We start from the raw sequence: 13640 nt of genomic DNA, 5'->3' as shown, positions 1-13640 counted from the left end.
GCCCCCAGCTACGCACCGGGGGCCGGTCGCTTTTTTTTGGGGGGTACACCATAAAATCCAGAGCGTCAGGGCATAGTTCGATGGAGCACTCACCGCATTTCAAGACCGCCCCAAGTGATAGGATAAATCCTTCGTTCGGATAGGACTCCTTACATAATTTGATAATGAGTTGGGTACTATCCTGACGACAAAACAATAACGATCCTTGTAAACTCGGGAACTGAACATGGGATTGCGGATGAAGTTCCGGCTTGGATGTGGTGCAATTTCCGGCCTGACTGGGCTTTTAGCCCTGCCCTTTATGGCAGCAACGGCCAATGCCGATGTGCCAGGCACACTGATCTGGACAGTGCCGCCATTTGCGCCCGCCTTCATCTCCGAAGATGGTAAACTGACGGGATATGCCGCCGATACCCAGAACTGGTTTATTGCGCGACTGGGGGATTATCAGCACAGAATTCAGGAAGTCCCTCTGGCACGGCTTCTGGCAGAAATGCGTGATAGCAGCAACCCGGAAAACGAGCACAACAATGCCCGATGCAGTACCACCCTGATCCCGAATGACGAACGCCGCAACTATATCAGCTTTGCCAAAACCATTCTTTTGCACTTGCCGATTTCAGTCGTTATCCGCGCCGGGGACGAGCAGAATTTCAAACCGTTCATGGATGAAGATGGTCATATTCAGCTTGCACAGTTGATGGCAAACCGGGAGATGGCCACCGCCCTTCGGATCGGGCGCTCCTACGGGGCGCTGATTGACAATTATGTCGAACGATATCGCAAAGCCCCGCAAATCATGCCGGTGGCCGACGACAGCAAACTTTTAAGGTTGCTGGCAATGGGGCGGATCGACTGGATATTCTATTTTCCGTCCGAAGCCGAATTTTACCGCCGCGATGTCACACCACACCAGCAGATCAAATCATTGCCAATCCGCGGTAACACCAATCTGCTGGAAGCCACAATCGGTTGCGCCAAAACACCAGTCGGACAACAGGCCATCACCCGGATCAACCAGATTGTCGATGCCAATCCTGATATGCCTTGGACAAATTTCTATGCCGCGTGGCTTTCCCCCCAGGACCGCGAATGGTTCCTTTCGGCCCGCGCGCAATACATTGATACCAAACAGTTCGAAGCGTTACTGCAACCAACCAAATAGCATCAGCGTCGCGTTAGCCGGTGACAGAATGCGCACACATCCTATCCTAAAGTGACCGACATGACATGAATGGGGCTGGAAAAACCATGCGCATTCTGATCATCAAAACTCTTTAAAAACAGGTAATTATTCCACAACAACGGGATTTATGGCGCAATTTTCTGTCGCGTGGCTATTGATCCTCACCGCCGACCCACCACCTTTGTATAAGTACAAATTGAAACATCGAACCGCGCATCTTGGCGATCGGAAGACTTGGCATGGGCAGACGGCTTTTCAGTTCTCTGATGATTGCAGGATTATTGGCATTGCTGGCCTTGAAGCCATCGGGCGTGATGGCGCAGGACGTGCGGCCATCACGCCCTGAAACCAAAACCGATATCGTTTGGGCGATTGATGCAGACATGCCGGGCTTCATCAAGGTCGAAGACCGCTTGAATGGTTATGGCGCGCAGATGCTGGACTGGTTTATCGTGCGTATGCCCGAATATCATCATTTGATGAAAATCCTGCCACGCCGCAGTGCATATGACGCCATGCGCATGACCGACGATACCGGCCAGACGGTCTGTATTCCCGGAACGCAAAATACCCCGGAAAGGGCGCGCGAATTCATCCTGAGCAACACCGTCGCCCCCCTTCTGCCGTTGTCGGTTGTCGTCCCCGACAGCGCGCTGGTGTCATTCACGCCCTATATGTTCGGGGACGGCACGATTGACCTTGAAGCCCTGCTGGGAGACACGTCGCGCTATACCGCACTGGCAAAATCGCGGTCTTATGGTCCCGATATTGATCGCATCCTGGCAGAGGCTATTGATTCCCCCAATGTTCTGCGCACCGACAATCAATCAAGTTTTCCTCTGATGATGGAAATGGGGCGGATCGACTGGATGCTGGCCTTTCCGGCGGAAATCGAATTCCATCGCCGGGCACAGGGCAAAGCATCCGATACGGTTGCACTGCCTATCGGGGGAATGCCGCGATTGCTTGATCTTGCCATTGCGTGCAACCGGTCATCAACCGGAATCGGTGCGATCACCAAGATCAATGACATCCTTGCCAGCAATCCTGACATGCCGTGGCTTGAATATTATGTCGATTATCTCGGTCACGCCGACCGTGCCCGTTTCAACGAAACACTGCGTGATTTCAAAACAACGCGTGATGTCCCTGCATCCGCGATGCAATAACATCCGCAAAACAAAACAGGCACCGTAAAAACGGTGCCTGGGAAAGTCTTGATCGGGTGTGATCAGTTCTGGTGGACCCTGTTAAGTCCCTCGTCGGGATCGTCGTCGGGTTCACCGTCATCGTCTTCTTCCTCGGCTCGGACTTCTTCCTGCTGATTTTCAACGCCCATCCGGCGATAGGACCGATAGGACAGCGGGAAGGTTGCGAAATAGACCGCGGCAATCACCGACAGGGTCAACCAAGGCGAGGACACCAGAAACGCCACAGACGCCCCGAATGCCAGCATCAGTGGCAAAACCCACGCCCGCGGAATTTTGACCTTTTTGAACGAAAAGGTCGGCATGCGCGAAACCATCAGTCCGGCAATCAGAACACCATATGGTGCGACGATATAGGGGCTGTCAAACACGCCCTGCCCGAACTGGAAGGTCAGAACAATCGGCCACATCGCAAGGGCGGCTGCCGCCGGGGCCGGAACGCCGGTGAAAAAGCGATAAGCCCATGTCGGTAATTCCGGTTCACCCAGCATCTGGGTATTAAACCGTGCCAGACGCAACGCCATGCACACCGCAAACAGAAGCGACAAGGCCCAGCCGACCGGTCCGAATTCATGCAGCGACCAGAAATACAGCATCATCGCAGGCGCAACGCCAAAGCAGACAAAGTCCGAAAGACTGTCAAGTTCGGCCCCAAAACGGCTTGACGCGTTCAGCATCCGGGCCAGACGACCGTCAAGGCCATCAATGATCCCGGCGATCAGGATGGCGGCAACCGCGGCTTCCCATCGATCCTGCATCGCAAAACGGATCGACGTCAGCCCCGCACACATCCCCATCAGGGTCGCGACATTCGGCGCCAGACGGCTGAGCGATAATGCCTTGAACCGACGGGGGCGATGATCTTGCCGGATGCCGCCTGCCATTAGCGAATCTCCCCGACGGCCGCTTCAACCCCCTTGGCCGCAATATCGGCAAGGATGGTTTCACCCGCAATCGTGGTCTGGCCAACGATGACCTTGGGTTCGACACCTTCGGGCAGATAAACGTCAACCCGCGATCCGAAACGGATCAGGCCGAAACGTTCGCCCGCCTTAAGCTGCGAACCACGACCGACATCGCAAAGGATACGACGTGCTACCAGACCCGCGATCTGGACAACACCGAACTCGCGACCTTCCCTGTCACGCACCAGAAGGATCTGGCGTTCGTTGTTTTCCGATGCCTTGTCGAGTTCGGCATTAACGAATTTGCCGGGCACATAGGCCTCGCCAACGACTTCACCATTGACCGGGCAACGGTTCACATGAACGTTGAACACATTCATGAAAATCGAAACGCGGGTACGCGGTGTTTTGTCGTCCAGTTCAAGTTCCTTGGGCAGTGGTGCCTTGGAAATCATGCAGACGCGGCCATCCGCCGGGGAAATGACAAGATTTTCGTCAACCGGGGTAATACGGTCAGGGTCGCGGAAGAAATAAGCACACCAGAGTGTCAGGATCACACCGATCCAGCCCAGCGGTTCGGCAATCAGAAACAGAACCACGGTGATCGCAGCAAAAATCGCAACGAATTTCCAGCCTTCGGGATTGATCGGCACAAGAACGGATTTCAAAGTCTTTATTCCCTGGTTGCCATGGGTATGGGCATAACAATGACGGTATCGATACTACCGATTGGTCGCGTTCTTAGCATCTAGTGATGACAAAGGGCAACGCAACCCGAAAGGCCCTGAATAAAAAAAGGGGCAAAACACCATTATCATGTGTTTTGCCCCTCGCAAAGAACAGCAATTACTGCTGGGCGGTTCCATTTTCCGGAAGCGCAAAAATCTGGCCCGGATAAATCAGGTCGGGATCACGGATCTGTTTGCGGTTCTGGTTGTAAATCACCCAGTATTGCAGGCCATCACCATAGGTCCGGCGCGCGATCCGCCACAGGCTGTTGCCCGGTTGAACGACATAACGTGTCCCCGGCTCCAGAATCTGATCCGGGCGGGCACGTTCAAACGGCAGTTCAACACGTGCCGTCACCTTGTCGGACGCATCAAGCTGATCGGCGCGCAACTGATACTGGCCCGGCTCAATCGGTTCGCCAATTGTCAGGGCCCAGTTGCCGTCATCCCCAGTCGAGGCACTGCCGACAAATTTGTTGTCAAGGTAAACGCGAATGCTGGTGTCGTCATCGGCCTTGCCAGACATGGCAACCCGGCCCTGTTCGTCATAATCGACAACATCAATCGACAGGCGCGGCATCGCTGCTGCGGGAACTTCAGACCCTTCCGGCATCGCCTGGGCCAGTTCGCGCGCGGTTTCTTCGCTCATATCTTCGGGGGCCGGGCCCTGCATGACGCTCGCGGCACCACCTTTCTTGGGGACGCGCATGGCGATGATCGGCTGTTCTGCCTTGTCATCGTCTTTTGCCGCGTCACCGGACTGTTCGGCCGTTGTGGCTTCGCCTGATGCCTGTTTTTCAGGGATCAGAACCACGACATTGTCATCGCCCTTATAGACTTCGCCAGTGCTGTCTTCGGATTCAAGCGACAATTCCCGGTCACCACTTGCCAGCGGCTTATCAGGCAAAACCACCCATTCCCCGCGTTCATCAGCGGTTGCCTGCCCGATGACTTCATCACCCTCGCGGATGCGCACGGTGCTGTTGGGAGCGGCGCGACCGGCAATCACGGCATTGCCATCCGGTCCAATGCGCACAACGTCAAAGCTCGGCGTGCGAACTTCGGGTGCGGCTTCGGTTTGTTCCGGCGCGACCTGCGGCGTATTTGCGGCATCCGGTGTCACGGCGGGCGGTGCTGTTGTTCTTGCCGGTGTATCGGCTTCATCTGCCGACTGTGTCAGCATATAATTCAACGAGATCGCAGCGACAATCAGCAGGACGCCAATGATGACGAGGATATAAGGTCTTTTCACCGGTAATATCCTTGAACGGTGGTTATGATTATTACGGGCGGCGTCGAAACCTTATAACTATCAGTCATTAAGTCCCCCAAACGCCCCGCCCGACGCGTTAATTAGAACCTTGTACTACTTTCAGCACACAGTTTCCATAACGTAACAAACCGAGATTACAGTGCAACAGTTAGGCAAAGATGAATAGAATCAGCGCTGTTGGTCAAGCCTTGTGCCGAATTCCTTACGGAATGGCCTGCATTGTCGCCCCGATATAGGCCACAAGTGCCGCCACAAGCACTGGTAGCGCCAGAACCGATACCCGCACCAGCATCGCCAGAACCGCACCGCCCGCACCAGCATTAGCGCCCATATCGGCAGGCAAATGGGCGGCAATCCGCGCCGCCCCCGACCCGGCAAACACCACCAGAACCAGAACCGCCATTGCAAATGTCGCCCCCGGGGCCGCCAGCATCACACCCGATGCGCTTGCCATCAGGGCGGTACTGATCGCCAACCACAAGGCGGCGCGATATTGCGGGGCGGCCTTTTCGGAAATCAGCGCCACCAACAGGGCCACCGAAAGACCGGCCTGAAACACCACATGATCGTGCAGACCAAACTGGGCGGCGATAATCCCCTGCCCGATGGCAAGCGCGACAAAGGTCGCAACCGGGGCCGGTTTCGCCGCATCCTCGTCGCTTGTAACAACAGATTTTGTCGATGTTTTGGCGGATTTTGCCGATTTGCCGTTCTTTTTGCCCCTGCCCTTGGTCACAGCCGGGTCTTCGTCCTCTTCAAAATTGGGGCGCGTCACCCACAAAAAGGACGCACCGATCAGGATATAGGTGATCCACACCAGCGTCACCAAGCCGCCCGGATGATACAAAAGCCCGGTAACCGGGGCCGCCAGAACCAGCCAGCCGCCAAGCAGCATCAACAAAATTGCGACAATCGCGCAAGCGCGCGCACGCAAATGTGCGAAATCAAGGATAGCGCCGCAAACGCCGCCCAGCACCAGCATCAGAAGTGCTGCCCCCACACCGCCCCGGGCGGTTGCAGGCAAACCGATGGCCGCCGGGACGGCAACCACCACCGCCGGAATAACCGCAGCCAGCACCATGCGCCGCGCAAGGGCCCGGTCAAGGCCCAACCAAAGGGCAAGCATCAAGACCGTGGTAATAACACCGGACACCAGAATGGCGAGCCAAAAGGGACTGTCGACAAACACGTTGGGCGATCCTGCCTTCTTGTTGTTTCATTTCAACCTGCGCGAACATGGCCTGCGCGCAGATGCGAATAGCCATCCCACAATCAGGTTCAGAACCTGTTAACCATCGGCGAAAAAATCACCTCGGCTTATCGCGCCCGATCATGGCGATTGCCAAGGCAAAAATGCGGCAAGGATCACATGATATCGATAACCCGATGTCACGGGAACTTCGCAAAGGAAACTATTGACCGGGTGACCGCGCAATAGGCTATGCTCGGCAGATAGACGGGCCACGTCGCCAGACGACAAACGCACCATCCACATGGCGCGATGTTCAGGCGAGAGTTACCTGCGAGATAACAACAAAGAGGCAGGTTGCCATGACAAGAGTTAAATCGATCTGTGTTTTTTGCGGCGCTTCGAACGGCAAAAACCCCCAGCACATGGAAAACGCGATTGCGTTTGGCAAAATGATGGCCGAACGCGGCATCACTCTGGTTTACGGTGGCGGCCGTATCGGATTGATGGGCGCAGTTGCCGATGCGGTCATGAAAAATGGTGGCAAGGTGGTCGGCATCATCCCGGCCCATCTGGATGACATCGAAGTCGGCCATAAGGGGCTTAGCGAACTGATCGTCTGCAAATCCATGTATGAACGCAAGGTCGAAATGTTCAAACGTTCGGATGCGTTCGTCACCCTTGCCGGTGGCCTTGGCAGCCTTGACGAAGCCTTCGAAGCGCTAACGCTGCGCCAGCTTGGCATCCATGACAAGCCGCTGGTGTTCATGAACGCCCTTGGATATTGGGACAAATGCCTTGATATGATTGATGGCATTATCGAAGACGGCTTTGCACGTGAAAGCAACCGCAACCTGTTTACGGTGGCCGAAACGCTGGATGAAGTGTTTGAACAGCTTGAAGCCGAACCCGCCCCAAAATTCGATCCGCGTGAAAAGCTTCTTTAAGCCCGATTTAACGGCCAGGATATCCAATCCGCAAGATATCGATTCTTGCGGATTTTTCTTTGTAAAATTCTAATCAACATACTGATATTACATTTATTTTAGTAACTTGACATATATCATCGTGATTGCATTTGCCGCCTGTTTTACTTCCCGAACCACCATCATTTGGGAGAGAGCAAATGAAATCGTATCGTGGTCTGGTCGGCAGCCTTGTTTCCATTGCTGCCATGCTGGGGGTCGCCGGGAACGTCCTTGCAGCAGAACCACTATCACCTTCTGACTTGCGCAAGACGGCCCTTGAGCATTTCGAAGTCATTCCGTCAATGGTACCTGCCGTCAAAGGCAACGCGGTCACACGCGAAAAGGTCGAACTGGGCAAGATGCTGTTCTTTGATCCGCGTCTGTCGGCCAGTGCGCTGATTTCGTGCAATACATGCCACAATCTGGGCATGGGTGGGGATGACAACCTTGAAACATCCATCGGTCATGGCTGGCAGAAAGGCCCGCGTAACGCCCCGACCGTTCTGAATGCCGTGTTTAACGAGGCACAGTTCTGGGACGGACGTGCGGAAGACCTGAAGGCACAGGCCAAGGGCCCGGTTCAGGCCGGAGTTGAAATGGCGAGCACCCCCGAACGCGTTGTCGAGGTACTGAAAAGCATGGGCGATTACGTCCAGAAATTCGTCCACGCCTTCCCGGGTGAAAGCGACCCGGTAACGTTTGATAACATGGCCAAGGCGATCGAGGCGTTCGAAGCAACCCTGATCACCCCGGCATCACGGTTTGACCAGTTCCTCGAAGGAAACGATGCCATCCTGACCAAAACCGAAATGGCCGGACTTGAACTGTTCATCGATACCGGTTGTGCATCCTGCCATAACGGGGTGAATGTCGGTGGCACCGGTTATTATCCGTTCGGTGTTGTCGAACAGCCGGGTGCGGAAATCCTGCCGCCCGATGACAAGGGCCGCTTTGCCGTGACCCAGACGGCAACGGATGACTATGTGTTCCGCGCCGGACCGCTCCGCAATATCGAACTGACCGCACCCTATTTCCATTCCGGCAAGGTCTGGGACCTGGAGCAGGCGGTTGCGATCATGGGATCAAGCCAGCTTGGTGCTGAACTTGACAACAGCCAGATCAAGGCGATTACCGCCTTCCTCATGACCCTGACCGGGGAAGCGCCGCGGGTGGAATATCCAATCCTGCCGGTCAGCAGCAAAACCACACCCAAACCGGCCGCAATGGTCGCAAACTGATCCCACAGGGGTGTGGAAAAGCAGAAAGTAGCCGCAAAGGTGCGAACCCCGACACGCTCTTTGCGAACCTGCCGCCCGACACAACCCGGGCGGCATTTCTTTTGCCTATTTCAGTTCCATTCCCTCACCGCCAGAGGCCCGTGCACCTGATAACTGCATCACCCGGCGTTTATACATATCGGCAACCCAGTTGGTCGCCTGCTTGATACCTTCGGCGGCCCGCAGATCGCGATGAACAATCAGCCAGATATCAGAATCCAGCGTCTCGATCGGGCGCGAAACCCGGGCCAGTGCCGGGTCGCTGTCGCCCAGAAAGCACGGCAAAATTCCCGCCCCGATCCCGGTGCGCAATGCATTTTGCAGCATCGCGGTATTGCCCGCGCGAAATAACGGTTTATTGCCGTCAATATGGGCCAACAACCAGCGCTGGCTTTCATAAAGGTCGAATTCTTCCGAAAAACAGATCCACGGCGCATTGGCAAATACCCGATCCGGTCCCATACCCCGCATATCGTACGCCAATCTTTCGGTCGCATAGACCGCACATGAAATCGTGCCAAGCCGCTTGGTAATGAAATCCCCGGTCAAAGGCAAACCATGCCGGACGGCAAAGTCCGCCTCGCGCTTGGTCAGCAATTGCGTATCATCGGATTGCCGGATTTCAAGATAAAGCCCATCGGGTTTGCTATCAATCTGACCTGCCAGAAACAGGGCCGACCACGCACTGGCGGTCAGGCGAACCTGCCGGTCGCGAATGCCCGATATCGCATCGCCCTGCCGATGGAAGGCAAAGGCGGCTTCTTCCATCGCCTCGGCGCGCGGGCGTAAATCGCGCCCGGCTTCGGTCATGCGCAATCCTTCTGGCAGGCGATCAAACAGCACCACGCCGACGACATCTTCAAGGGCGGACAAATGCCGCCCCAATGTCGGCTGGCTGACGCCAAGCTCCTGAGAGGCCGCCCTGAGGCTGCCGGTGCGCGCAAGTGCAAGAAACACGCGTATGTGATCCCAGTCCGGTTTTTTGGTTGTCATCGGGGGCCTCGGTTGGTGGTTGGGGCGCGATACAGGATTGAATAACGGATCATCAAAAAATCCCGTTGTTATTCATTATTGGATCACCACCAATCCCGCAAGCCATGGTTGCGCGGGTACAGACATAGAGCCACAAGTATTTGCAAGGTATGATTATTCGGGATCGCCGGACTGAGGCAGATGTTCAAAAATGCTGCCCGGTCCGGTCCATTTGCCATCGGGCTCGGTCGGCCAGCGCTGATCGACGTCAGCGGCAAGATCGGCCAGCGTGACCGACGCAAACCGTTCAAGCAAAAGTTTCTCGGCGGCGTCAAACGAACTGCCAAGGGCGGCATTTACCGCCTGTTCAACCAGACATTCGGGATGTTCGACCGCAACCCCCATGGCAAAGATCGACGGGTTGCCAAGCGCGTTATGGATATCAAGAAACGTGATTTCCGAAAGCGGACGAATAATCACCCATCCGCCGCCATGTCCCTTTTCGGATCGCACATAACCGGCATCGCGCAACCCTGCCATCGTGCGCCGAACCACAACCGGATTGGTATCAAGCATCCGGGCAATCATGTCGGACGTCATCGCCCCGCCAAACCGATCCATATGGATCAGGACGTGCAACATGCGGGAAAGGCGACTGTCACGGCGCATTGATGGTTTCCTTGGTCTGGCAATATTGCGGCCAGACTATCGGGCTTTGGCGCATATTCGCAACACCAAAAGTTTCAAGACGCTTGACACTGCAAAATCACGATACTTATAAAGTTACATGATTCATTTTCAGTTACCGCACGGAGCCCCGATATGTCTGATACATCCGCACCCTCATCATCTGGCAATCCAGTTTCGATGCGGGACCCGCAAAAACTTTATGATGCGATCATCATCGGTGCCGGTTTTGCCGGTTTATCCGCTGCCATGCAGTTGGCCCGCGCCCGCAAAGAGATTTGCATCATTGATGCCGGATTGCCGCGCAACCGTTTTGCCACGGCATCGCATGGCTTTTTCGGGCTGGATGGCAAAAGCCCGGACGAAATTACCCGTCTGGCGATGGGGCAAATTCGCGCCTATCCCACCGTCAGCATTGCGCATGGCATGGCAAAAACCGCGACCCGACTGGAACCGGATACCGCCGGAACCGGGGACGAAGACAGCAACCGTTTCAAGGTGTCGCTGGAAGATGGCCGCCGCTTTCAGGCCCGCCGCCTGATCCTTGCCACCGGCGTGGTTGACACCCTGCCCGACATTCCCGGTCTGATGCCGCGTTGGGGCAAAACCGTGCTGCATTGTCCCTATTGCCATGGTTACGAAGTTCGTGACCGGGAACTTGGCGTGCTGGCAACCGGCCCGATGTCCACCCATCAGGCAATGATGATCCCGGACTGGGGCCCAACGACCTTCTTCACCCAAGGGAAATACGAACCGGAACCTGAAATCCGCACACAGATGGATACGCGCGGCATCACGATTGAACAAAGCCCGATAGTCGAACTGATCGGCACCGCCCCCGAACTTGATGCCGTTAAACTGGCCGACGGGCGCACCAAACCCATTCAGGCCCTGTTTGCCGGGCCAACTGTTTCAATGACCAATCCACTTGCGGAAATGCTGGGTTGCAGGTTCGAAGAAGGCCTTGCCGGACCGTTCATCAAGGTCGACGCATCACAGGAAACCAGCATCCCCGGCGTCTTTGCCGCTGGTGATGCCGCCACCGCGCGCCACAATGCCACACTGGCCTCGGCCGCGGGCGTTCTGGCCGGGGTTGGGGTGCATCAGTCGTTGATTTTTACATAGTTGAAACGCAATCACAGCAATCTCGCGACATGATTTTCACCCGGCCATCGGGGCATCCCGGTGGCCGCAATCATACTGGAGAAGGACCGAAAACAACATTCATACGAATGTCACTCTTCTGAAATCTTAGTGACAACGAAGCTCTATATGATCGCGGTTATGTTCAAAACAACAAATCAAGCGATCAGATGAACATCTCAATCCGGCAACGCCATATTATCGATATTCTGCGCCGTGATGGCTTTGCATCCATTGATGCATTGGCGGACCAGTTTGAAGTCACACCACAAACCGTGCGTCGCGACGTCAATATTTTAAGCGACGCCAATCTGGTGCGCCGACGCCATGGTGGGGCCGAATACGCCGGCGAGCCGGGCATGAACCTGTCATATGACAATCGCCAGGTGACCAACATTGCCGCCAAGCACGCCATTTCGCTGCATGTTGCCGGGAAAATTCCCGACGGGGCATCAATCCTGATCGGGATCGGCAGCACACTTGAATTGCTGGCGCTTAATCTGGCGGATCATCGCAACCTGACCGTCATCACCAACAATCTGAATGTCGCGATGGCGCTGGGCACAAATACCAGCAACCGGATCGTTATTCCTGGCGGCACTGTGCGTCTGCCCGATCGTGACCTGATCACACCGGACGCCGAAGAGATGTTCCATAACTACAAAGCTGATTTCGGTATTTTCGGTGTTGGTGGAATTGAAACCGACGGAACGTTGACCGACTTCGACCATCGCGAAGTCGCCTTGCGTCAGGCGATCATTGGAAACTGCCGAAATTCCATTCTGGTTGCCGATCAATCGAAATTCGGTCGCCCGGCCCCGGCCAAGGGCGGGCACCTCACCGATCCCGACATGATCGTCATTGATCAAAAACCCGGTGGTGATTTTAACGCCCTGTTCCAGCGCCAGGACATCCTCGACCGGCTGCAAATAGCAAAAGGCGAAACTCTCAAATGACGTCTCAGACCCCCGACACCCAAAGACCCTTTATCAGGATCGAAAATGTTTCACGCATTTTTGACGGTGGAAACGGTGTTCATGACCTTTCCGTTGATATACCGCGCGGCAGCTTTGTTGTTCTGCTGGGGCCCTCCGGCTGCGGAAAGTCAACCACGCTGCGTCTGATTGCAGGTCTTGAAACCGCCGATCAGGGTCGCATTCTGATTGACGATCAGGACGTCACCGCAGTCCCGCCGTCAAAACGACAGCTATCCATGGTGTTTCAATCCTATGCGCTGTTTCCTCACCTTAGCGTCGCAGAAAACATTGTTTTTGGCCTGAAGGTTCGCAAATGCGCCAAGGCTGAAATGGCGAAACGCCTAGCCGATGCGCTCGGTGTGACCGGACTGGAAGGGTTGGAGAAACGCAAGCCTGCCGAACTTTCGGGCGGACAACGTCAACGGGTTGCACTGGCACGCGCCATCGTTGCCGGGCATCCGCTGTGCCTGATGGATGAACCACTATCCAATCTGGACGCAAAACTGAGGCATTCCGTGCGCAAGGATATTCGCGACCTGCAGCAACGCCTTGGCATCACGGTGGTGTATGTCACCCACGATCAAACCGAAGCGATGAGCATGGCAGATATCGTCATCCTGATGAAGAATGGCCGTATCGAGCAGGCTGGAACCCCGGCAGACCTTTATCTGAAACCCGCCACCGCCTTTGCTGCAAGCTTTGTCGGCAGCCCGCCAATGGGGCTATTGCCAGCAACCGCAATCCCGTCCGACGCCCTACCAAGCGGTGCACGACCCGACAATCTGATTGTCGGCATCAGACCCGAAGACATCAAACTTGATACCGACCAGCAAAACAGTGCTTCGGGCCTCTCCGCGACGGTCATATCCAGCGAGTTCCTGGGACCGGAAACCTTTGTCTATCTGTCAATAGACGGAACCGACGGGACAACGGCCCGCCTGCCCGGTCGTGTGCATCTTTCGCCCGGGACACAAGTCTCGCTCAGTTGGGCTGGCGTTGCTGCCCACTGGTTTGATCGCGAACACGGTCATCGTCTTTCGGCGGCGATGAACGACCATGCAACGCAAAAATCTTTTGTTACGACGACCAATCACTCAGCAATTCCGACATCGTAAAAGGACAGAAAC

At 55.5% G+C, this 13640-nt stretch carries 12 protein-coding genes and 1 pseudogene; 7 read left to right on the top strand and 6 right to left on the bottom strand.

Annotated features, from left to right (window positions below; genetic code table 11):
• Positions 1 to 226: 226 nt before the first annotated feature.
• Positions 227 to 1165, top strand: a complete 939-nt coding sequence (locus tag IT971_RS03940) for a transporter substrate-binding domain-containing protein (protein ID WP_063092782.1) — start codon at positions 227 to 229, stop codon at positions 1163 to 1165.
• A gap of 260 nt (positions 1166 to 1425) precedes the next feature.
• A complete protein-coding gene (locus IT971_RS03935) occupies positions 1426 to 2355 on the top strand; it encodes a hypothetical protein (protein WP_063092781.1) in 930 nt (309 codons plus the stop codon).
• A gap of 62 nt (positions 2356 to 2417) precedes the next feature.
• On the opposite strand, the gene pssA is transcribed toward IT971_RS03935, so the two are convergent.
• The 4 genes and pseudogenes from pssA to IT971_RS03915 form a co-directional block, all read right to left on the bottom strand.
• Entirely contained in the window at positions 2418 to 3278 is an 861-nt protein-coding gene (pssA, locus tag IT971_RS03930) for a CDP-diacylglycerol--serine O-phosphatidyltransferase (protein WP_063092780.1), read from the bottom strand.
• Positions 3278 to 3982, bottom strand: a pseudogene (locus tag IT971_RS03925) (phosphatidylserine decarboxylase); the annotation flags it as partial. The gene pssA and the pseudogene IT971_RS03925, both read right to left, overlap by 1 nt.
• A gap of 163 nt (positions 3983 to 4145) precedes the next feature.
• A complete protein-coding gene (locus IT971_RS03920) occupies positions 4146 to 5279 on the bottom strand; it encodes an Ig-like domain-containing protein (protein WP_063092778.1) in 1134 nt (377 codons plus the stop codon).
• Between the two features lie 223 nt (positions 5280 to 5502).
• Entirely contained in the window at positions 5503 to 6489 is a 987-nt protein-coding gene (locus IT971_RS03915; RefSeq protein ID WP_063092777.1) for a hypothetical protein, read from the bottom strand.
• A 362-nt stretch (positions 6490 to 6851) separates the two neighbouring features.
• On the opposite strand from IT971_RS03915, the gene IT971_RS03910 reads away from it, so the two are divergent.
• Positions 6852 to 7436, top strand: coding sequence for a TIGR00730 family Rossman fold protein (locus IT971_RS03910; RefSeq protein ID WP_063092776.1), 585 nt, complete (start codon positions 6852 to 6854; stop codon positions 7434 to 7436).
• A gap of 179 nt (positions 7437 to 7615) precedes the next feature.
• Complete coding sequence (locus IT971_RS03905; RefSeq protein WP_063092775.1) at positions 7616 to 8695, top strand: cytochrome-c peroxidase; 1080 nt, start codon at positions 7616 to 7618, stop codon at positions 8693 to 8695.
• A 105-nt stretch (positions 8696 to 8800) separates the two neighbouring features.
• On the opposite strand, the gene IT971_RS03900 is transcribed toward IT971_RS03905, so the two are convergent.
• Together IT971_RS03900 and IT971_RS03895 are read right to left on the bottom strand one after the other, a co-directional pair.
• Positions 8801 to 9727 carry a LysR family transcriptional regulator gene (locus IT971_RS03900; RefSeq protein WP_007090522.1) on the bottom strand — a complete coding sequence of 309 codons (927 nt, stop codon included), beginning with the start codon at positions 9725 to 9727 and terminating at the stop codon, positions 8801 to 8803.
• A gap of 153 nt (positions 9728 to 9880) precedes the next feature.
• Positions 9881 to 10375, bottom strand: coding sequence for an Rrf2 family transcriptional regulator (locus IT971_RS03895; protein WP_007090523.1), 495 nt, complete (start codon positions 10373 to 10375; stop codon positions 9881 to 9883).
• A gap of 153 nt (positions 10376 to 10528) precedes the next feature.
• On the opposite strand from IT971_RS03895, the gene IT971_RS03890 reads away from it, so the two are divergent.
• The 3 genes from IT971_RS03890 (at position 10529) to IT971_RS03880 (ending at position 13628) form a co-directional block, all read left to right on the top strand.
• Positions 10529 to 11518: an NAD(P)/FAD-dependent oxidoreductase gene (locus IT971_RS03890; RefSeq protein WP_082822599.1), complete on the top strand. Its 990-nt coding sequence runs from the start codon at positions 10529 to 10531 to the stop codon at positions 11516 to 11518.
• 188 nt (positions 11519 to 11706) lie between these two features.
• The gene (locus IT971_RS03885; protein ID WP_007090525.1) at positions 11707 to 12492 is read left to right on the top strand and encodes a DeoR/GlpR family DNA-binding transcription regulator; all 786 of its coding nucleotides are present in this window, start codon (positions 11707 to 11709) and stop codon (positions 12490 to 12492) included.
• The gene (locus IT971_RS03880; RefSeq protein ID WP_063092774.1) at positions 12489 to 13628 is read left to right on the top strand and encodes an ABC transporter ATP-binding protein; all 1140 of its coding nucleotides are present in this window, start codon (positions 12489 to 12491) and stop codon (positions 13626 to 13628) included. The genes IT971_RS03885 and IT971_RS03880 overlap by 4 nt, the downstream gene beginning before the upstream one ends.
• Positions 13629 to 13640 lie beyond the last annotated feature (12 nt).

This window comes from Thalassospira sp. B30-1 (assembly GCF_015767575.1).
In the GTDB taxonomy this organism is placed as follows: Bacteria; Pseudomonadota; Alphaproteobacteria; order Rhodospirillales; family Thalassospiraceae; genus Thalassospira; species Thalassospira xiamenensis.
The sequence above is the reverse complement of the archived record's forward strand: the minus strand, read 5'-3'. Positions and strand labels throughout refer to the sequence as shown.

Coding starts and splice junctions, on each gene's coding strand:
- IT971_RS03940 (WP_063092782.1), top strand. CDS start 227: ATGGGATTGCGGATGAAGTTCCGGCTTGGATGTGGTGCAATTTCCGGC.
- IT971_RS03935 (WP_063092781.1), top strand. CDS start 1,426: ATGGGCAGACGGCTTTTCAGTTCTCTGATGATTGCAGGATTATTGGCA.
- pssA (WP_063092780.1), bottom strand. CDS start 3,278: ATGGCAGGCGGCATCCGGCAAGATCATCGCCCCCGTCGGTTCAAGGCA.
- IT971_RS03910 (WP_063092776.1), top strand. CDS start 6,852: ATGACAAGAGTTAAATCGATCTGTGTTTTTTGCGGCGCTTCGAACGGC.
- IT971_RS03905 (WP_063092775.1), top strand. CDS start 7,616: ATGAAATCGTATCGTGGTCTGGTCGGCAGCCTTGTTTCCATTGCTGCC.
- IT971_RS03900 (WP_007090522.1), bottom strand. CDS start 9,727: ATGACAACCAAAAAACCGGACTGGGATCACATACGCGTGTTTCTTGCA.
- IT971_RS03895 (WP_007090523.1), bottom strand. CDS start 10,375: ATGCGCCGTGACAGTCGCCTTTCCCGCATGTTGCACGTCCTGATCCAT.
- IT971_RS03890 (WP_082822599.1), top strand. CDS start 10,529: ATGTCTGATACATCCGCACCCTCATCATCTGGCAATCCAGTTTCGATG.
- IT971_RS03885 (WP_007090525.1), top strand. CDS start 11,707: ATGAACATCTCAATCCGGCAACGCCATATTATCGATATTCTGCGCCGT.
- IT971_RS03880 (WP_063092774.1), top strand. CDS start 12,489: ATGACGTCTCAGACCCCCGACACCCAAAGACCCTTTATCAGGATCGAA.